The sequence below is a fragment of the Sorangium sp. So ce124 genome, assembly GCF_051525235.1.
In the GTDB taxonomy this organism is placed as follows: Bacteria; Myxococcota_A; Polyangia; order Polyangiales; family Polyangiaceae; genus Sorangium; species Sorangium atrum.
In genome coordinates, this window is record NZ_CP150312.1 from 13,043,532 (window position 1) to 13,060,859 (window position 17,328).

Below are 17,328 nucleotides of genomic sequence, written 5' to 3' on the forward strand. Positions count from 1 at the left end.
GGGCACCGGGATAGCACGCGCGTCCTGCTCCGCTCGCGCGCTAGGCCGTCAACACGCGCGCAGCACGCGGGCGAGCGCCCCGGCCGTGGCCGAGAGCAGCGCTTCGGGGATGGTGAGCGCCGGCGTCAGCGTCAGCGTCTCGCCGCGCACCCCGCCCGTGAGGACCAGGTACCCTTCGGCCAGCATCCCGCGCATGGCCCGGAGCCCGAGCTCGGCGCTCTCGAGCTCGACGCCGACCATGAGCCCCGCGCCCCGCACGTCGACGACGCCCGCCCTGCGCGGGAGCGCCTCCCGCAGCATCGCCTGGAAGCGAGCGCCCACGTCGCGCGAGCGCGCGGCCAGCCGGCCTTCGCCGAGGGCGTCGAGCGTCGCGAGCGCGGCGCTCGACGCGAGGGGCGATCCGGAGTGCGTCGAGGTGTGGACCACCTCGCCCTCGCGCGCCCACGCCCGCATGATCGGCTCGGGCGCCACGCACGCGGAGATGGGCAGCCCGCCGCCGAGCCCCTTGCCGAAGCAGAGGATATCGACCGGCGCCCCGAGCTCTCCTGTGCGCGTCATCGCCCCTGATCGACCGAGGCCGGTCCAGATCTCGTCCGCGATCACGAGCGCCCCGTGCCGGTGCGCCGCTTCGCAGACCGCGTGCAGGAACGCGTCGGGCGGGACGACGCAGCCGCCCCGCCCGAGGATCGGCTCGAGGAGGACCGCGCCGACGTCGCCCCCGCGCAGCGCGAGCTCGACGGCGTCGACCGAGCGCGCGGCGCCCGCCTCGTCGCGCGGGTAGGGCGCGAACGTCACGCGCCGGTTGAGCTGCTCCGCGAAGGGCGCCCGGTAGCTCTCCCGCAGCCCGCACGCCGCGAGCGGCGCGTACCCGAGCCCGTGGTACGCGCCCTCGAACGCGACGAGCCCAGGCCGTCCGGTCGAGAGCGCCGCCGTCTTGACGGCCGCGGTGATCGCGTCGCTGCCGCTCTGGCCGAGCAGCGCCATGGGCGAGGGCCCGGGGTGCAGCGCCGTGAGGCGCTCCAGCAGGGCGATCTTCACGTCGGCCGAGTACACGTCGCCGAGCGCGAGGGTCAGCCGCGACAGCTGCTCCTCCGCCGCGCGCCGCACCGGCGCCGCCGCGTGGCCGAGCAGCAGCGCGCCGAAGCCGGCGCACAGGTCGACGTACCGGTTCCCGTCGACGTCGCAGACGTTCGCGCCGCGCCCGTGCGACAGCACGATCGGCAGCATGTCGGCGCCGCTCTTCTGCGCCCGCGCCTCGCGCCGCCGGCCGAACGCCGGGCACTCGACGCGCTCGAGCCGCTCGAGGGCGCTCCGCGACAGGGGACCAGGCGGCGGCGACAGGATCGCGGGCAGCTCAGAGCCGCTGCCCGCGTCCGGCGCCGCCGGCAGCGGCAGATCGCTGTTCGGCATCGTCCTTCCTCCGCCGGAACCTAGCGCGCCCGCGGGCGGCTGCTCAGGCGCACACCCGGTTTCTCCCGCTGTTCTTCGCGTGGTAGAGGCGCTCGTCCGCGCGCTTGATGAGGTCGTTCGCTGTGCGATCGCCCTCCTGGAGGAGCGCCACGCCGACGCTGATCGTCACCCGGATGCTGTCGGCCTGGAACACGAACAGGTGCTCCGCGACCTTTTGACGAAGGGTCTCGCCGAGGGCCGCCGCGCCCTCGATGGACGTCTCCGGCAGGATGATGGCGAACTCCTCGCCGCCGTAGCGCGCGAAGACCTCGTCGCGGCGAATGCGGCTCTGCACGATGCGCGCGACCTCCTTCAGCACGAAGTCGCCGGCCAGGTGGCCGTGGACGTCGTTGATGCGCTTGAAGTGGTCGATGTCGAACAGGAGGATCGCGAGGTCCCGCTCGTGGCGGCGGCCGCGGATGATCTCGCGCTCGAGCGCCTCGTAGAGGTAGCGCTTGTTGTGGATCTGCGTGAGACCATCGATGATGGTCATCCGGTAGATCTCTTCGTGGTATTGCGCCTCCACGTCGGCGCCGGACAGGAACTTGAAGATCGTGGGGCCGATCTTCACCCGGTCTCCGTTCTTCAGCACCACCTCGCGGGAGATCTGCTCATCGTTGCAGTACGTCCCGTTGGTGCTCCCATCGTCGACGACCATCCAGGCGCTCGGCCGCTGCTCGAAATGGGCGTGCCTTCGTGACACGGAGTCGCCGTCGAGCACGATGTGGTTGTCCGCGCCGCGACCGACCCGCGTCGGGTTGTTCTCCAGCACGAACCGCTTGCCGAGCAGCGTGGGCTCCTTCGTGTAGATCACGACCAGGCAGTCGGTCGTGTTCTTGCTGCCGCCGCCCGGTGGGGGCTGGACCACCTGCGTTACACGAGTCTTTTCGTCGAAGTCACTCACGCGCGCTCAGCCCAACCCGTCGTGCGACCTAGCCTCGACATCGTTCGAGCTCTTCCCGAGACGGAACCTACCCGGGCGTGGCTCTTCGGTCGCGATGCAACGGTTCGATATGCCCTAGCTCGCCCAACGTCAAAGCGTACTGACATGCCCCGACTCCCGTCAAGACGGCCATCCGGGCGGAGCCGTCTTCAGTGCTTCCTCCGCCTTCCCGACCCGACAACGGCCTACGTCGCCTTCTGCGCTCGGTCGCGTCGGTCGTGTCGGTTGCGTCGGTTGCGTCCGTTGCGCCCTTCCACGTTCTCGGCTTGTTCCCCGCACGCCGTCCGCCCCCTCGCCGCTGTTCGCTGCCGCTCACGCCGCGCCGCACCGCCGGTGCTCGCCGATGCACCTTGTGGGGCGCTGTGCGCTGTTATCGCAGTTGACGCCCCATCTCTTTCCTCTTGTGCAGCCCGAGCTGCCGAGGACGCGGGTCTCTCTATGCGTTTCCCGAGCGCGCCGCCACCCGTCCGGCGAGCGATTGAGCCGGCAAGGGAGAGAATGGTTTGCTGGAACACGATGTGTTTGTTCGCCTGGCATGTCCGCGTTCTGCGGGGACGAGGCTCTGTGAGTTCTGCCTCAAAACGAGGGCGCATCACAACGCTGAACTGAGCGAAGCGGAACGCAGCGGACCGGAACCGAGCGAAGCGGCACGGAACGGAGCGGAACCGGAGCGGAGCGGAACCGAGCGAAGCCGAGAAGAACGTCGCGAGCGGTGCGGAACGGCGCGGAACGGAGCGGAGCCGCGTGGACCGCGTGCGCTGCACGCCGCGCGTGCTGCGACCCCGCAGCGCAGAGGCCTCCCGCGAGCGTTGCCGGTCAGTTGACTTGGCACACAGGGTGCGTAGGATAGACCTGCGTCGCGGCGGAGACCTTCCCCCCCCAGGTCCGTCGCGGCGTTTTTCTTTTCAGGCTGCCGTGCCCATCTCCAGGCCGCGGCACGGCAGCGCGCTTCCTGCCTTCGATGGCCTCCAGGAGCAGCTCGTTCCTCCGCCAGCCGCAACGCTCCGTCATTGCTGGAACCGGCCACGGCGGGAAAGCGTCACTGCGCCCGCTGCGGAGAAAGCCGCCGAGAGGCCGACCCCCATCACGAGGACGGGATCGACGGATCGAGCCCTGACGCGCAGGCGCGGGCGTGAGGGGTGGACACCGCGCTGGTGTCGATCAGGCGAGCGACGACAGCGTCGCGCGCAGCTCGCCGCCATCGAATACCCAGAGCTCGCCCGGTCGTCCCGTGGTCCAGGTCTCGTTCGCGGTGAGCGGGCTCGTCGCGACCACCGCGATCCGATCCTTCGGGGTCGTGACGGCCGAGAAGTCGACGCGGACATCGTCGTCCAGGAGCGTCGCGATGCCGAAGGGGGCCTTGCGGATGATGTGACAGAGCCGGGTTGCGCAGCGGGCGAAGAGGTGGCGCCCGTCGCCGAGCAGGAAGTTGAACGTCCCGTCCTGCCCTAGCTCGCCGCCGAGCGCCGCGATCGCCTCCCAGAGCTCGCTGGGCCGGCGAGGATAGCCGGGGAACGAGCTGCGGAGCCCCTCCAGCAGGTAACAGAAGGCGTGCTCGCTGTCGGTCGTTCCGATGGGGTTGAAGCGGCCCAGCGCGCGGCGCCGGACGCGAGGGAGCGTGCCGTTGTGCGCGAAGACCCAGTGGCGTCCCCAGAGCTCGCGCATGAACGGGTGCGTGTTGGCGAGAAGCACGTCGCCGCGGGTGCGGCGCCGGATGTGGCCGATCGCGAGCAGCGTCTTGATGGGCGTCTCGCTGAGGAATCGCGCCAGCGGGCTCTCCGCGGCGGGGCTCGGATCGAGGAACACGCGCGCGGCGCGCCCCTCGAAGAACGCGAGGCCCCAACCGTCAGCGTGGGGACCTGTGCGGCCGCCCCGGTGCCGGAGGCCGTTGAACGAAAAGACGATGTCTGTGGGGACGTTGCACTCCATCCCGAGGAGCTCGCACATGCTCGCGGCTGGACCATATCACCCCCGGAGGGGATCTGAGATCCGATCCCGGTCGATGCCGCGGCGCGATGCGCGGCGTCAGCGCGCCGGCTCGCCCTGGAGCGACGCGCGCGGGATGGAGTGGACGAGATCGATGACCGCCTTGACCGTATCGACCGGCGTCTCGGGGATGATGCCGTGGCCGAGGTTGAAGATGTGCCCGGCGCGCCCGCCGGCCTCCGCGAGCACCGCGCGCGCGCGGCGCTCGGCGACGGCGCGCGGCGCGCAGAGCAGCAGCGGGTCGAGGTTGCCCTGCACCGCGCGATCGTACCCGATGCGCTGCCACGCCTTGTCGAGCGGCGTGCGCCAGTCGACGCCGATCACCGTGCCGCCGGCGTCGCGCTGCGCCTCCAGGAGCGCCCCTGTGTTCGTGCCGAAGTGGATGACCGGGACCCCCGTCGCCTCGAGGTCGCGGAGGATGTGCCGCACGTGCGGCTGCACGTGCTCGCGGTAGTCGTCGATCGAGAGCGAGCCGACCCACGAGTCGAACAGCTGCACCGCCTGGGCGCCCGCGGCGACCTGCGCGCGCAACAGGCGGCGGACGACCTCCGAGATCTTGCCCATCAGCGCCGACCACGCCTCGGGGTCGCTCCACATCAGCTGCTTCGTGAGCCGGTAGTCGCTCGACTTGCCCCCCTCGACGAGGTAGCTCGCCATGGTGAACGGCGCGCCGGCGAAGCCGATGAGCGGCGTCTTGCCGTCGAGCTCCTTGCGGATGAGGCGCACGGCGTCGAGCACGTAGCCGAGGCCCTCCTCGGGCTCGAACACCCGCAGCCGCTCGATGCCGGCCCGATCGCGCACGGGCTCGTGGATCACCGGGCCCTCGCCCTTCGCGAACTCGAAGGGGGCGCCCATCGGCTCGAGCGGCAGGAGGATGTCGGCGAAGAGGATCGCCGCGTCCATCCCGAGCCGCAGCGGCTGGAGCGTCACCTCGAGCGCGAGCTCGGGCGTCTTGCAGATCTCGAGGAGCGTGTACTTCTTCCTGAGCTCCCGGTACTCGGCCATGTACCGGCCGGCCTGGCGCATGAACCACACGGGCGTGACATCGGTCGGCTCACGCCGGCAGGCGCGCAGGAAGCGATCGTGCATGGAAGGCTCCAGGAGGGGGTCGACGGGACGCCCCTTCATGTCCGTTCAGCCATCGCCCGGCAATGGGTTTCAGCCCATCGCTCGCGCGCGGCTCGCCGGGAGCGCGGCGCGGCCGCGCCCGAGGCGGCCCGGTCGAGGGGGCGGACCCAAGCGTCGGCTCCCCCTCCGTGTAGACTAGGGGCCTATGGCGCGTCCCTCCAGACCTCCCGGCTTTGACATGACGTACAGGCCCGAGAAGCGCATCGCGTTCGGGCCGCCGCTGAAGGAGCGCCTCCCGGCGCTGCTTTACCTGACCTTCGCCCTCGGCGTCTCGGGGGTGATCTTCTATGGCCAGAACGCTCCGTCGAGCTCCCGGCTCTTCCAGTACGTCGTCGAGGGCGATCGCCACCGGCTCGTCTCCTCCAGCGTTTGCGCCATCGTCCTGTGCGTGAGCGCGGTGGCGATGGTGCTGCGCGAGCAGATGCGGGGGGTCGTCGTGCACCCGGACGGGATCGAGCTGCGCGAGCTGCTCACCTTCGGCGTGCCGCGCGTGCGGCGCTTCGCCTGGTCGCAGATCGACCGGATGGCGGTGCCCTCCGCGCAGGCGCGCGCCGGGGGCGCGGCGGCGGTCGGCGGGAGCGTGCCGGCGAGCAACATCCGGCTCGATCTCTGGGATGGGTCCCGCACCTGGCTGCCGGACGTCGGAGACAAGATCGCGCTGTCGGTGATGCTGGAGCGGGTCGCCCTGGCGCGGGCGATCCCGGTCGAGGGGGGAACCGGGCTGATGGACGACCTCGGGAACCCCCTTCAGGACGACGGCTGAGCAGGCCCTAGCGCGCGCTCGCCCCGGCCTTCCGCTGCGCGAACTCCTCGCGCACGCCCTGCCGCAGCTCGGGGTCGAGCAGGAGATCCGCGCACGTCATCGCCATGGCCTTGGCGGCGATCAGCATCGAGTCCTGGCCGGCGGGGCTCGCAGCGCGCGAGGCGAACGCGTGCTGGTGGCAGGTCGTCTCTCCCTTGCCGCAGATCGCGATCCACGGATGGATGGCGGGGAGCGCGTGGGACACGTCGCCCATGTCGGTCGAGCCGGTGCCGACGGCGGGGTCCATCTCGATCGGCGAGCGGCCGAGGGCGCGCAGGTGCTCGCCGAAGCGGCGCGCCATCTTCCGGTTGTTGACCATGTTCTTGTAGCCGCCCTGATCGACGAGCGTGAGCTCGACCCCGCTCGCCATGGCCGCGCCGCGGGCGCAGCGCTCCACGATCGCCCGCACGCGGGCGAGCTCCTCGGTGTCGAGGGCGCGGACCGAGAACTCGGCGACGGCGAGCTCCGGGATGATGTTGACCGCCTGACCGCCGTTCTTGATGAACCCGTGCACCCGGACGCCATCGCGGAAGTGGACGCGCTGGCCGTCGATCAGCCGGAAGGTGTCGAGGCAGGCCGTGAGCGCGCTGTGGCCGTCCCACGGCGCGAGCGCCGCGTGCGACGGCTTGCCGCGGAACTGGAGCTCGAGCCAGACGCTGGCCAGCGTGTCGTGCGCGAGCAGGTCGCGGTCGAACGGGTGGAACATCATCGCGGCGTCGACGCCCTCGAAGGCGCCCGCCTCGAGCAGCCTGATCTTGCCGCCGCCCCCCTCCTCGGCGGGCGTCCCGACCAGATCGATGGTGCCGGCCACGGCGTCCTGCTGCCGCGCCAGCGCGAGGAACGCGCCGAGCGCCCCCGCCGCGATCAGGTTGTGCCCGCAGGCGTGGCCGATCTCAGGGAGCGCGTCGTACTCGGCCAGGATGGCGAGGTGGGGGCCCCCGCCGCGCCCGATGCGCGCGCGCAGCGAGGTGGGCATGCCGGCCAGCCCGCGCTCGACCTGGATGCCGCGCTTCTCGACGGCCTCGGCGAGCCAGGCCGCGGCCCTGTGCTCCTCGAACCGGAGCTCCGGGTGCGCGTGGATGCGCGCGGCGATCTCGCGGAGATCCGGGGAGAGGTCGTCGATGTCACGCTGGATGCGGCTCGGGTCGAGGCTCATAGGGGCGAGCGATACTACTCTGGATCCGCGCGGCTCGCCCGGGCCATGGTGGCGCTGGCGGAGGAGCTCCGCCGCCGCACGGTGGTCACGTTCGCGCGTTCGCGCGTTCGCTCGTTCGCACATCGGCACCCCGCGCGCCGCCACGCTGTCGGGACTTCTCACGGACCCAGGACCCTCGAATGCACGGACCGCGCTGTTCTCCGCTCCTCGTCTTCCTCTGCTTCCCCCGCTTCCCCTTCCTCGCGGCGGCGCTCGCGCTCGCCGCCTGCGACGCGCCCCCACGCGCGCGCCAGGAGGCCGGGCCGGCCACCGCGAGCGTGGCGCCGCTGCCGGCTCAGTCCGCTCCGGCGCAGGCCGGGCCTGCCCGCGTCGCGGTCGAGGCGAGGGCGATGGGCACGAGCCTGCTCCTCGCCGCCTACACGAGCGACGCGATGGATGAGGCGGCGATCAGGGCCCGGCTGGACAAGGCGATCGCCGAGATCCGCAGGCTCGAGGGGCTCATGACGACCTGGCGGCCGGACAGCGAGCTGTCGCGGGTCAACGCGGCGGCCGGGAAGAGCGCGGTGGAGGTGAGCCCGGAGTCGCTCGCCGTGATCGAGAAGAGCCTCTGGATCAGCGAGCGCTCGGAGGGCGTCTTCGACGTCACCTTCGAGGCGATGCACGGGCTCTGGAAGTTCGACGAGGACATCGACGACAACGTGCCGCGCAAGGAAGACGTCGAGCGGGCGCGCGCGCTCATCGATCACAGGCAGATCAAGATCGATCGCGCGCGGCGCACGGTGATGCTCGGGAAGCCCGGGATGCGGATGAGCCTCGGCGGGATCGCGAAGGGCTACGCCGTCGATGCCGCGGCGCGGGTGCTGCGGGGGGAGGGGCTGACGTCGTTCTTCGTGCAGGCCGGCGGGGACCTGTACATCGCGGGAAAGAAGCCGGACGGGTCGCCGTGGAGGGCGGGGGTGCGGGATCCGCGCGGCAAAGACGCGAACGACTACTTCGCGATGATCGAGGTGGAGGACCACGCCTTCTCCACGGCGGGCGACTACGAGCGGAGCTTCATCAAGGACGGCAGGCGCTATCACCACATCATCGATCCGCGGACCGGCTTCCCCGCGTCCGAGAGCCGGAGCGTGACCATCTGGGCAAAGGACGCGCTGACAGCGGACGCCGTCGATGATGCGGTGTTCATCCTGGGGGCCGAGAAGGGGCTCGCGCTCGTCGAGGCGATCGAGGACTGCGGCGCGGTGATCGTCGACCGGAACAACAAGGTGTGGGTGTCGAAGCGGCTGGAGGGCAAGGTCGAGGTGCTGCGGCAGCCGGCGGAGGGGCTGTAGAGGGCGCTGGCGCGGGGGGCGCGCGGGCGGGGGAGGGCGGGCGCGCGGGGGAGGACGGCGGCCGCCGCGAAGGCTTGGGTGGCGGAACGAGGGGCTCCGCGACGGGGCTGAAGGCTTCCAACGCGGAGAGGGAGGCTTCCGACAGGCGCGCGAAGCTTCCGTCGCGGGGACGAAGGCTTCCGTCGCGCTCCGGAAGCTTCCGTCGCGGAGGCGGAGCGCGAATTTGCCGGGATTTCGACCTCCAAGACGCGCCCGATGGCGCCGGGCGTCCGGCGGACACCGCTAACCCCGCGAAAGATCGTGCCCCGGAGCGCGACGGAAGCTTTCGCTACCGCGACGGAAGCTTCTGGAGCGCAACGGAAGCTTCCGGTGGGGGGCCGAGGGCGAGAACGCGGGCGCTGTGCTCGTTCTCGTGGACCGAGTGCGTCGAGGACGCAGACCGTTGGACGGAATGCCGGGCTGGTTGCCCGCCTCAGGGCGTCGCATTACGGTCCGCGCATGCCGCGCGCAACCACGCTGGAACAAGCCCGCAAGGTCCTCGACCCGAGGCCGCTCGACTTCCGGGAGACGAATCCGCAGGGCGCGAAGGTGGCGAGCGACCCGGACTTCTATACGCCGCCGCCCGCGCGGCGAGGAGAAGGCAACTTCAAGCTGCCCGGCCCGATCGAGCAGCTCCGGCAGCGGCTCCTTTCCGGCACGCGGGACACGAAGCTCTTCCTCTCGGGGCACGTCGGTAGCGGCAAGAGCACAGAGCTCAGTCGTCTCGCGGTGGACCCGCAGATCCAGGAGCGGTTCAGCGTGCTCATGCTCCGCTTCGAGGAGCAGGAGTGGGCCACGCTCGACTCCTCCCAGGTCCTCTTCCGCCTCGCCGGCGCGCTGTTCCAGAGCCACAAGGACCGGCTGTCCGCGCAGAAGCGCTGGAAGAAGGTCGCCGCGGACCTCAACGAGCGCATCTTCCAGCCCATGGGCATCCAGGGGAAGGAGGGCTCTCTCTCGCTCGAGTTCGATCTCGTGGTGGTGAAGCTCAAGCAGGAGCTCAAGCTCAGCGAGAAAGCTCGCCGGCAGTTCCGGGCCTTCGGCGAGACGCAGCAGAGCCTGCTCCAGGACTTCCTCGCCGCGCTGGTCGACGACATCGAGAACGCGCTCAGCGCGGAGGACGGGCCCAACGAGCTGCTCGTCATGGTCGACGACCTCGACAAGGTGCGCGGCGCCGAGGCGCAGAAGGAGATCTTCGACACCAACCTGAACGCCCTGCTCGCGCCGCCGCTGCGTGTCGTCTACACGCTCCCCACGGGCGTTCCGTTCGGCGAGAGCCGGTCCGACATCCGCCACAACGTCGAGCACCTCTGCCCGATCCGCGTCCTCGGCAGGGCTCCGGGCACGTTCAGGCCCGAGGATGCCTTCCTCGATGACCGCCTGGGCTTCTTCCATGAGCTGGTACGGCACCGGGTCGACCCGAGCCTCATCGAGCCCGACGTGGTGCGGCTCGCCGCGATGTACTCGGGCGGCGTGCTGCGCGACTTCTTCCGCATGCTGCGCGAGGGCGTGCAGATGGCGACGTACAACGAGCAGCCGGTGCTCGACACGATCGCCATGACCTACGCGTTGAACGACGCGCGGCTGAAGGAGTCGGTCGGGCTGTACGGCCCCGACTACGAGGCGCTCGCGCACGCGCACCGCACGAACGAGCTCCGCTCGGCGGAGGACCGGCGCTACCTCGACCTGTCGCGCATCATCGAGTCGTTCAACGGCTCGGCGTGGTTCGACGCGCACCCGCTCCTCTGGAAGCTCCTCGAGGAGCATCAGAAGACGGATGCCCACCACGCCTAGCGACGGGCCGCGGCTCCTCCGCGCGGACGAGCAGCAGCTCGAGCGCGCGGGGAAGGCGCTCGGGAGCGCCGGGGAAGCGTTCGTCATCGTCGTCTGCGAGACGGCGCTGCACGCGCAGGCGACGGAGGTTCTGCGGAGGAGCGCGGGCGGCATCGAGGTGCCGGACCCGGAGGAGGTGCGCCAGCCGGAGGAGGTGCTCGCCGCGCTGGAGAGGCCAGTCGATCGCGTGTGCGTGCGCGCGCTTTCGGTCGCGGGCAACCTAGACGGGGTACTCGAGGCGTTGAACTGGCACCGGGAGAAGCTGCTCTCGGGCTCGCCGGTGGTGCTGTGGCTGGAGGATGCCGAGGGGCTGCGCAAGTTGCGGGAGCTCGCGCCGGACGCGTACGCGTTCCGCGAGAGCGTGGTGCTGGTGCGCGGGGACGGCGGGCCGTTGCCGCTCCCGGGAGGTGAGGAGCCGGAGCGGGTGGCGCGGGCCAGACGGCAGCTCCGGCGCGCACGGACGCCGCTGGAGCGGGCGGGCGCGGGATACACCCTCGCGGAGGCGCTCAGAATGAGCGGGCGGCCAATCGAGGCTGAGGAGGTGGCGAAGAGGGCACTACTGGCGCTCCCTCCGACAGGAAACGAGGACTCGCAGGAGAACCGTGTGAGATTGTGCTGGGCGCTTGCGGCCATTGCGAGCGCCGGAGGGGAGAAGTCTCAGGAGCTCTATTGGGTCCGGCGTGGGTTGGCGGAGCTTGACCCGATCTCGCTCGCAAGAGGCCTGCCGTGGCGAGCGCAGTTCATGTCTGCATTTCCGGGTCCCTTCGCGGGGCACGATTGTTCGGCCACCACCGAGTCGCTACGCTTAGTGCGTACTTACGGCCTCGCTCCTAAAAATAGATCTCAGGCGTTGCGCTCCGCATGCAGTGTCGCTCTTGCGCTCGGTGACTTGACGCGTGCACGCACTCTTTCTGAAGAGTGCCGAACTATCAAGGAACAGAGCAGCTTCAATTCCGCATTGAAAATTTCTCATCAGGGAGACATCGCGGAAGCTGCTGGGAACTTTGTTCTTGCAGAGGCCAGGTACCGCGAAGCGATGGCCCTCGTGTCCAGTGATGGTGGAGATCTGGAATCCGATTGTCTGAGCTTGGTGAATTGTGCGATCTTGACTGGAGAGTTGGAGGCGGCTGAGAGGGAGATAGCGACAGGGTTGGTACGCGCAGCCGCGGATGTTACCGTCTCACTCTATGCGCGAGCTCAGCTTGCCATGGCCCGGGGGGACGTCGAAGCGTGTTTCCGAACCCTTCGACAAGCGATCGCTGCAGCGACGGCTCGGAAGCAGGATGGACGGCTGATCGACATGTACGAGGCGTCGATCGACGCCCTCGTCTCTATGCGTGAGGCGGAGCGGCTTGGCGAGAGAGAACTAGAAGCTGCCCGGGTCGAGCTCGATGAGGTACGAGACGCCGTCCAGGCGATCGCTGGTGCCGACGGTCCGTCCTGGTACCCGATTCAATTTCTGACCCTCCGCCCGCGGCTCCTGGCCGCCACGCCCGGCACGTTGGACCAGGCAGCTGACGCCAGTGCACAGGCCCTCGATAAGGCCCGCGCTGTCTACCCGGATCTCATCGCAGAATGCGGCCGCCGCCTTGGCGAGCACCTCGTCCAATCCGGCAAGCTTGACGGGGCCCTGACCACCCTCGCCGAGACGGAGAAGGAGGCCGAGGCGCGCGGCTTTCTCGTGGAACTCGCGCGGCTCCGCTCCGCCCGCGTCCGCGCCCTCGTCCTCCAGGGCCAAGCTCCCGCCGTCATCGAGCCACACCTCGCCGCGCTCCGCGAGAGCCTCGCCGCCACCGGCTCCCCCCGCATCACCGCGGAGACCCTGCGCGATCTCGCGATTCACCTCCCCCCGCACAGCGCCACCCCCGACCCGCTCGCCCTCGCCGAGGAGGCCCACGCCCTCTTCGTCGCCATGCCCATGCCCGCCGAGGAGTCGCGCTGCCTCGAGGCCATGGGCGACATCCTCCTCGCACGCGGTCGCGGCCCCGAGGCGAAGCGGCGCTACGTCGCCGCCCGCGCGCGCCTCGAGCGGCACGGGCTCGGGCTGCGCCTCCCGCTGCTCGCCCGCAAGATCGACGCGCTCGGTTGATCCACGCGCGCGGGCTCAGGCGCAGGCGCCGCCCGCGATGTGCGGCGTTTCAGCCTTCGAAGAGCTCTTCCAGCGTCCTGGCAGCGAGGATCCGCTCGGCCCATACCGCGAGCCGCTCCCCGGACGCAGCGAGGACCTGCTCCCGCCTCGCCTCGGGCACTTCTCCGAACCGCGCCCGGAGCTGACGCAGCAGCACGGCTCGCTGGCCCTCGTCGAGCCCCGCGCGCCGCCCCTCGTCGAGCGCCGCCTTTCGCTCGCGGGCCTTGATGGCCTCGATTTCAGGGTTGCCCTTGCGCTCCAGCGCGCGGACGACCTCGCGCTCGGCCGCCGCGCCGTCGAGCAACGCGCGGACGGGGACCGGACGGACCAAGCACGGATCCTCGATGGTCGCGTCAGGCGCGAGCAGAACGAACCGCCCCTCAGCCGCCGACCACTCGGCGACCTCGTCACGCTTGACGAAGATGACGAAGACGCGGCGCACGCCTCGGGCGACGAGATCCTCGGCCTTCTCGCGCGCGTCCTGCATCGACTGCTCGTTGACGATCTCGAACGAGAGCTCCTCCAGATACCGGCGTCCCGTCGCCGGATCGAGCCCCGCCCTGCGGATGGAGAGGTCGGTGGCGAAATCCGAGCCCTCGGCGACGCGGGTGATGAGATCGGCCGCGCCGATGTAGCCGGGGCGAAGGTGCGGCGCGATCAGGAAATCCAGCCGCACCTGCTGCTCCGCGTGCGGCTCGAGCGCCGGCGCCGCGACGACCTTGCGCCCGCGGATCAACTCGTCGCGCGTCACCTCGGGCGCCACGAGGTGCTCATCGACGGACGGGAAATGCGCCCGCCGCGGCTCCGCAGGCGGGAGCCTCACCGCCGCGCCGCCCCGGTCGGCCGGGGCGAGCAGGAGCGCGGCACCGGTCGGCTTGGGATCCATGCGGACAAGGCTAGCACGAAGGCTGTCACACGAGCTTCGCCCCCGGGCCAGCGCGCGCCGCAGGGCCGCTCCCAGCGGCGCGCCGTCACCGCCGCTCGCTGCCCTCACCGCCCCTTGTAGACCGGCTTCCGCTTCTCGGCGAACGCGCGCAGCGCCTCCAGCCGATCCTCGCTGCGCAGCGTCTCGTCGTAGTGGACCCGCTCGATCTCGAGCCCGAGCGAGAGCGGCACGTCATAGCCGTCGTCGATCGCCCCGAGCGCCGCGGCCTGCGCGATGGGCGCGCCGCTCGCGATCGGCTCGATCCACGCGATCGCGTCGTCGACCACCGGCGTCCCTCCGGGCGACACCCGGTTCACGAGGCCCCAGGCGAGCGCCTCGGGCGCGGTGAGCTTCCTGCCGAGCAGGATCATCTCCTTCGCCCGCGCCTCGCCGACGACCCGCGGCAGCCGCTGCGTGCCGCCCGCGCCCGGGATGATGCCGAGCGACGTCTCCGGCAGCGCGAGCTCGGCGTGCGGCGCCGCCACCCGGAGATCGCAGATCAACGCGAGCTCCAGCCCGCCGCCGAAGGCGACGCCGTTGATGGCCGCGATCACCGGCTTGGGGCTCCGCGCGAGCACCCCGAGCTCCGTCCGGTACAGGCCCACCTGGCGCCGGACGTCGTCGGGGCGCATGCCCTGCCGCTCCTTGAGGTCGGCGCCGGCGCAGAACGCCTTGTCCCCGGCGCCCGTGATCACGATCGCGCGCACCTCCGGGTCGTCCACGAGCTCGCGCCCGAGGCGGCCGAAGGTGAGCAGCGCGTCCCGGGAGAGCGCGTTGCGGCGATCCGCCCGATCGATGGTGAGCACCGCGACCGCGCCGCGCCGGTCGAGCTTCACGGGAGGGGCTTCCGACATGGAGCTTGCCTAGCCGACCGCGGCGGCGCGGCAAAGGGGCTCGCTCACTTGGCGTCGGCCGCCTTTTTGGCCTTGGTGCTCGCCGCCTCGAGCTTGCCCAGCCGCGCCCTGATCTCCGCGTTGTCGCGCCGCAGCGTCTCGAGCTCGTCCCGCAGCCGATCCAGCTCGCGCTTGCCCGCCCCGCCGAGATCGCGCAGGACCTCGCGGATCCGGCGCCGCACCCGGCCGTCGAGATCGCGGTCGAGCTGCCGCTGGAGCGCGCCCCGCGACCGGCCGTCGCCGAGATCGCCCAGCGCGCGCGCGACGTCGACCCGGAGGTACGGATCCGGCTGATCGAGGAGCTCCTCGAGGAGCTCGCGCGTCCGCCGATCGCTGGAGAGCTTCGGCAACGCCATGATCGCAGCCCGCCGCCCCCGCGTCGGGACGCCGTAGCGCGTGCGGGCCGTCAGGTGCGGCACCGCGCGCTCGTCCCGCAGGTTGGCCAGCCCGTCGATCACGCCGCAGCGGATGACCTCGCCCCACGAGGGACGATCCAGGAGATCGACGAGCGTCTCGAACCCCGAGCTCTGCCGCGTGGCCCCGAGCGCCCGCGCCGCCTCGGCCTGCACCAGGTAGCTCGCGTCGCGCAAAGCGAGCTTGCCGAGGACCTCGGCCGCCTTCGCCGACCTGAAGTTGCCGAGCGCGCTCGCGACCGCCCGGCGCACCTTCGGGTGCTCCACGCCCGCGCTGCCCTCGAGCAGCGCGAACGCCGCGCTCGACTGGAGCGCGCCGAGCGCGGCCGCGGCGGCGGCGCGCACCCCCCAGAACTCGTTTGCGTCGGAGAGCGACTGCCCGAGCGCCCGCGCCGTCGGTGGGTCGTCGCGCCGCGAGAGCGGCTTCGCGGCGAGCATGCGGCCGCGCGCCGTGGGCGCGTGGGCGAGCTGCGCCCGCAGGAGATCGCCGGGCGCGTCGACCCTGACCTCGCCCAGGATCCTGAGGTCCGGATCCACCACCACGAAGCGAGGCCGCCGCGGGAGCGGGATGACGAACGTGTGCGCCGCCTGATCCACGCGCCGTACCTCGCGCCGCGTGATCGAGCCCTTGCCCTCCGTGAAGCCGAAATCGAGCACCAGGTCGAACGCGAAGGCGGGCGGCGTCGAGGCGTCCGGCTGGAGCGCGTGCTCCCGGCTGGGCTGCCCGGCCGCCTGCGCCTGCTTCACCGTCACGGTGCACTGGTCGCCCTCGATCTCGATCTTCACGTCGAGCTCGGGGTGCCCGGCGCGGAAGACCCACTGCTCGAAGAAGCGCTCCAGCGATTTGCCGCTCACGTCCTCGAGCGCGCGGGCGAGATCCCGTGTCTCCACGACCCCCCGCGCGTGGCGCGTCAGGTAGGTGCTCACCCCGCGCCAGAAGAGCTCGTCCCCGAGCTCCCGGCGGAGCAGGTGGAGCACGAGCCCGCCCTTCTCGTAGAGGTGTCGATCGAAGACGTCGAGCGGCGCGTCGTAGTCCTGACAGACGATGGGCCGCCGGTACCGCCCGCGCGCCTCGCCAAGGTACGAGTCGAGATCGGCCTTCAGGCCGTGATCGTACTCGTCGGCGCCGAGGTGGTGCTCCCGATAGACGTGCTCCATGAACGTCGCGAATCCCTCGTTGAGCCAGCCGTGCGACCAGTCGCGGCAGGTCACGAGATCGCCGAACCACTGGTGCGCGAGCTCGTGGGCGATGAGATCGTCCGACGAGATGTCGAGCGCCGCCCGCTCGTCGAGCAGGATGTGCTCGTACATCGTGGTGGCGGTCGTGTTCTCCATCCCTCCGAAGATGAAGTCGCTCACCACCACCTGCGCGTAGCGGCGGAAAGGATATTTGACGCCGAGCTTCTCGCTGAAGTGGCGGATCATGTCCGGCGTGCGCGCGAACGTGCGGCGGCCGTCCTCCTCGCGCCCCTTCGGCACGAAGTACGCGAGCGGGACGTCGAGCGCCGCGCCGTCGATGCGGGCGAACTCGCCCGCCACGAGCGTGAACAGGTAGCTCGGGTGAGGCTCGTCCAGCCGGTAGTGATAGACGCCCTCCTTCTGCGATCTCGCGTCGCCCTCGAGCTCGCCGTTCGACAGGCAGTACCAGCCCGGCGGCACCTGCGCGCGGAGCTCGGTCGTCTGCTTGATGTGGGGCTTGTCGATGCACGGGAAGATGTGGCGCGCGTCCTCGTCCTGACACTGCGTCCAGACCTGGCGCGGGCGATCGGGGACGTGCTCGTCCGGCTGGAGGAAGTAGATCCCCCGCCGCGGCGTCGCCCGGTACCGGACCAGGATCGACGCCTCGGCCTCGTCGAGCGGCACGACGACGCGGAGCGTCTCGCCGTCGTACGTGTGCTCGGCCGGGTGGAACGCGCCGCCCGCCGCCTTGCCCGCGCCGCGCCTGGGCTTCGCGGCGCGCCCGGCCCCGGCGCTGATCTCGACCGCCTCGAGGTCGAAGCCGATGGCGTCGAGCGCGATCTCGCGCGCGCCGGGGTCGACGCGGACCGCGTCGAGCCGCGCCGTGCCGCGGATCGAGCGCGACTCGACGTCGAGCGCGAGATCGAGGGCGATGTGCCGGATCGTGAAGGGGCGCGAGCGCTCGTAGACGCGCCTCGTCCCGGCCAGCGTGAAGGGGCGGGACGCGGCCGCGAACTCGGACGACGACAGCACGGAGCCGCAGGCGCAGCGCGAGTGGAGCCGGTACTCTAGGGACATCTCCGCGGAGTTTCCCCGCGCGGCGCCCGGCGCTGCAAGCAAGAACTCG

Annotated in this window: 12 protein-coding genes; 4 read left to right on the forward strand and 8 right to left on the reverse strand. The window is 71.2% G+C overall.

Going from position 1 to position 17,328, the window contains the following annotated elements:
• Positions 1-48: 48 nt before the first annotated feature.
• The 4 genes from WMF19_RS48880 to hemE form a co-directional block, all read right to left on the reverse strand.
• Positions 49-1,410: an aspartate aminotransferase family protein gene (locus WMF19_RS48880; RefSeq protein ID WP_437896617.1), complete on the reverse strand. Its 1,362-nt coding sequence runs from the start codon at positions 1,408-1,410 to the stop codon at positions 49-51.
• A gap of 43 nt (positions 1,411-1,453) precedes the next feature.
• Entirely contained in the window at positions 1,454-2,353 is a 900-nt protein-coding gene (locus WMF19_RS48885) for a GGDEF domain-containing protein (protein WP_012241235.1), read from the reverse strand.
• Between the two features lie 1,200 nt (positions 2,354-3,553).
• Positions 3,554-4,339 (reverse strand): class II glutamine amidotransferase, encoded by a 786-nt coding sequence (locus tag WMF19_RS48890; RefSeq protein WP_437896618.1) that lies wholly within the window; start codon positions 4,337-4,339, stop codon positions 3,554-3,556.
• 78 nt (positions 4,340-4,417) lie between these two features.
• Positions 4,418-5,467, reverse strand: coding sequence for a uroporphyrinogen decarboxylase (hemE, locus tag WMF19_RS48895; protein ID WP_272097932.1), 1,050 nt, complete (start codon positions 5,465-5,467; stop codon positions 4,418-4,420).
• Positions 5,468-5,684: 217 nt separating this feature from the next.
• Between hemE and WMF19_RS48900 the strand changes: the two genes are divergently transcribed.
• A complete protein-coding gene (locus WMF19_RS48900; protein WP_272096334.1) occupies positions 5,685-6,269 on the forward strand; it encodes a hypothetical protein in 585 nt (194 codons plus the stop codon).
• Between the two features lie 7 nt (positions 6,270-6,276).
• On the opposite strand, the gene WMF19_RS48905 is transcribed toward WMF19_RS48900, so the two are convergent.
• On the reverse strand, positions 6,277-7,464 hold the full coding sequence (locus WMF19_RS48905) for a M20 family metallopeptidase (RefSeq protein WP_437896619.1): 1,188 nt from the start codon (positions 7,462-7,464) through the stop codon (positions 6,277-6,279).
• A gap of 179 nt (positions 7,465-7,643) precedes the next feature.
• Between WMF19_RS48905 and WMF19_RS48910 the strand changes: the two genes are divergently transcribed.
• The 3 genes from WMF19_RS48910 (at position 7,644) to WMF19_RS48920 (ending at position 12,753) form a co-directional block, all read left to right on the forward strand.
• A complete protein-coding gene (locus tag WMF19_RS48910) occupies positions 7,644-8,795 on the forward strand; it encodes an FAD:protein FMN transferase (RefSeq protein WP_437896620.1) in 1,152 nt (383 codons plus the stop codon).
• Between the two features lie 498 nt (positions 8,796-9,293).
• The gene (locus WMF19_RS48915; RefSeq protein WP_437896621.1) at positions 9,294-10,625 is read left to right on the forward strand and encodes a hypothetical protein; all 1,332 of its coding nucleotides are present in this window, start codon (positions 9,294-9,296) and stop codon (positions 10,623-10,625) included.
• A complete protein-coding gene (locus WMF19_RS48920) occupies positions 10,609-12,753 on the forward strand; it encodes a hypothetical protein (protein WP_437896622.1) in 2,145 nt (714 codons plus the stop codon). The genes WMF19_RS48915 and WMF19_RS48920 overlap by 17 nt, the downstream gene beginning before the upstream one ends.
• A 49-nt stretch (positions 12,754-12,802) precedes the next feature.
• Here the strand turns inward: WMF19_RS48920 and WMF19_RS48925 are convergent, their stop codons facing one another.
• The 3 genes from WMF19_RS48925 to WMF19_RS48935 all read right to left on the reverse strand — a co-directional run bounded on the left by WMF19_RS48925 (position 12,803) and on the right by WMF19_RS48935 (position 17,279).
• A complete protein-coding gene (locus WMF19_RS48925) occupies positions 12,803-13,678 on the reverse strand; it encodes a hypothetical protein (RefSeq protein ID WP_437896623.1) in 876 nt (291 codons plus the stop codon).
• Between the two features lie 104 nt (positions 13,679-13,782).
• Positions 13,783-14,571, reverse strand: coding sequence for an enoyl-CoA hydratase-related protein (locus WMF19_RS48930; protein WP_437896624.1), 789 nt, complete (start codon positions 14,569-14,571; stop codon positions 13,783-13,785).
• 44 nt (positions 14,572-14,615) lie between these two features.
• Entirely contained in the window at positions 14,616-17,279 is a 2,664-nt protein-coding gene (locus tag WMF19_RS48935) for a M1 family aminopeptidase (protein ID WP_437896625.1), read from the reverse strand.
• Positions 17,280-17,328 lie beyond the last annotated feature (49 nt).

Excerpts from the sequence above, each read along its gene's own strand:
- WMF19_RS48880 (WP_437896617.1), bottom strand. The coding sequence starts at position 1,410 with ATGCCGAACAGCGATCTGCCGCTGCCGGCGGCGCCGGACGCGGGCAGC.
- WMF19_RS48890 (WP_437896618.1), bottom strand. The coding sequence starts at position 4,339 with ATGTGCGAGCTCCTCGGGATGGAGTGCAACGTCCCCACAGACATCGTC.
- hemE (WP_272097932.1), bottom strand. The coding sequence starts at position 5,467 with ATGCACGATCGCTTCCTGCGCGCCTGCCGGCGTGAGCCGACCGATGTC.
- WMF19_RS48900 (WP_272096334.1), top strand. The coding sequence starts at position 5,685 with ATGACGTACAGGCCCGAGAAGCGCATCGCGTTCGGGCCGCCGCTGAAG.
- WMF19_RS48905 (WP_437896619.1), bottom strand. The coding sequence starts at position 7,464 with ATGAGCCTCGACCCGAGCCGCATCCAGCGTGACATCGACGACCTCTCC.
- WMF19_RS48910 (WP_437896620.1), top strand. The coding sequence starts at position 7,644 with ATGCACGGACCGCGCTGTTCTCCGCTCCTCGTCTTCCTCTGCTTCCCC.
- WMF19_RS48915 (WP_437896621.1), top strand. The coding sequence starts at position 9,294 with ATGCCGCGCGCAACCACGCTGGAACAAGCCCGCAAGGTCCTCGACCCG.
- WMF19_RS48920 (WP_437896622.1), top strand. The coding sequence starts at position 10,609 with ATGCCCACCACGCCTAGCGACGGGCCGCGGCTCCTCCGCGCGGACGAG.
- WMF19_RS48925 (WP_437896623.1), bottom strand. The coding sequence starts at position 13,678 with ATGGATCCCAAGCCGACCGGTGCCGCGCTCCTGCTCGCCCCGGCCGAC.
- WMF19_RS48930 (WP_437896624.1), bottom strand. The coding sequence starts at position 14,571 with ATGTCGGAAGCCCCTCCCGTGAAGCTCGACCGGCGCGGCGCGGTCGCG.
- WMF19_RS48935 (WP_437896625.1), bottom strand. The coding sequence starts at position 17,279 with ATGTCCCTAGAGTACCGGCTCCACTCGCGCTGCGCCTGCGGCTCCGTG.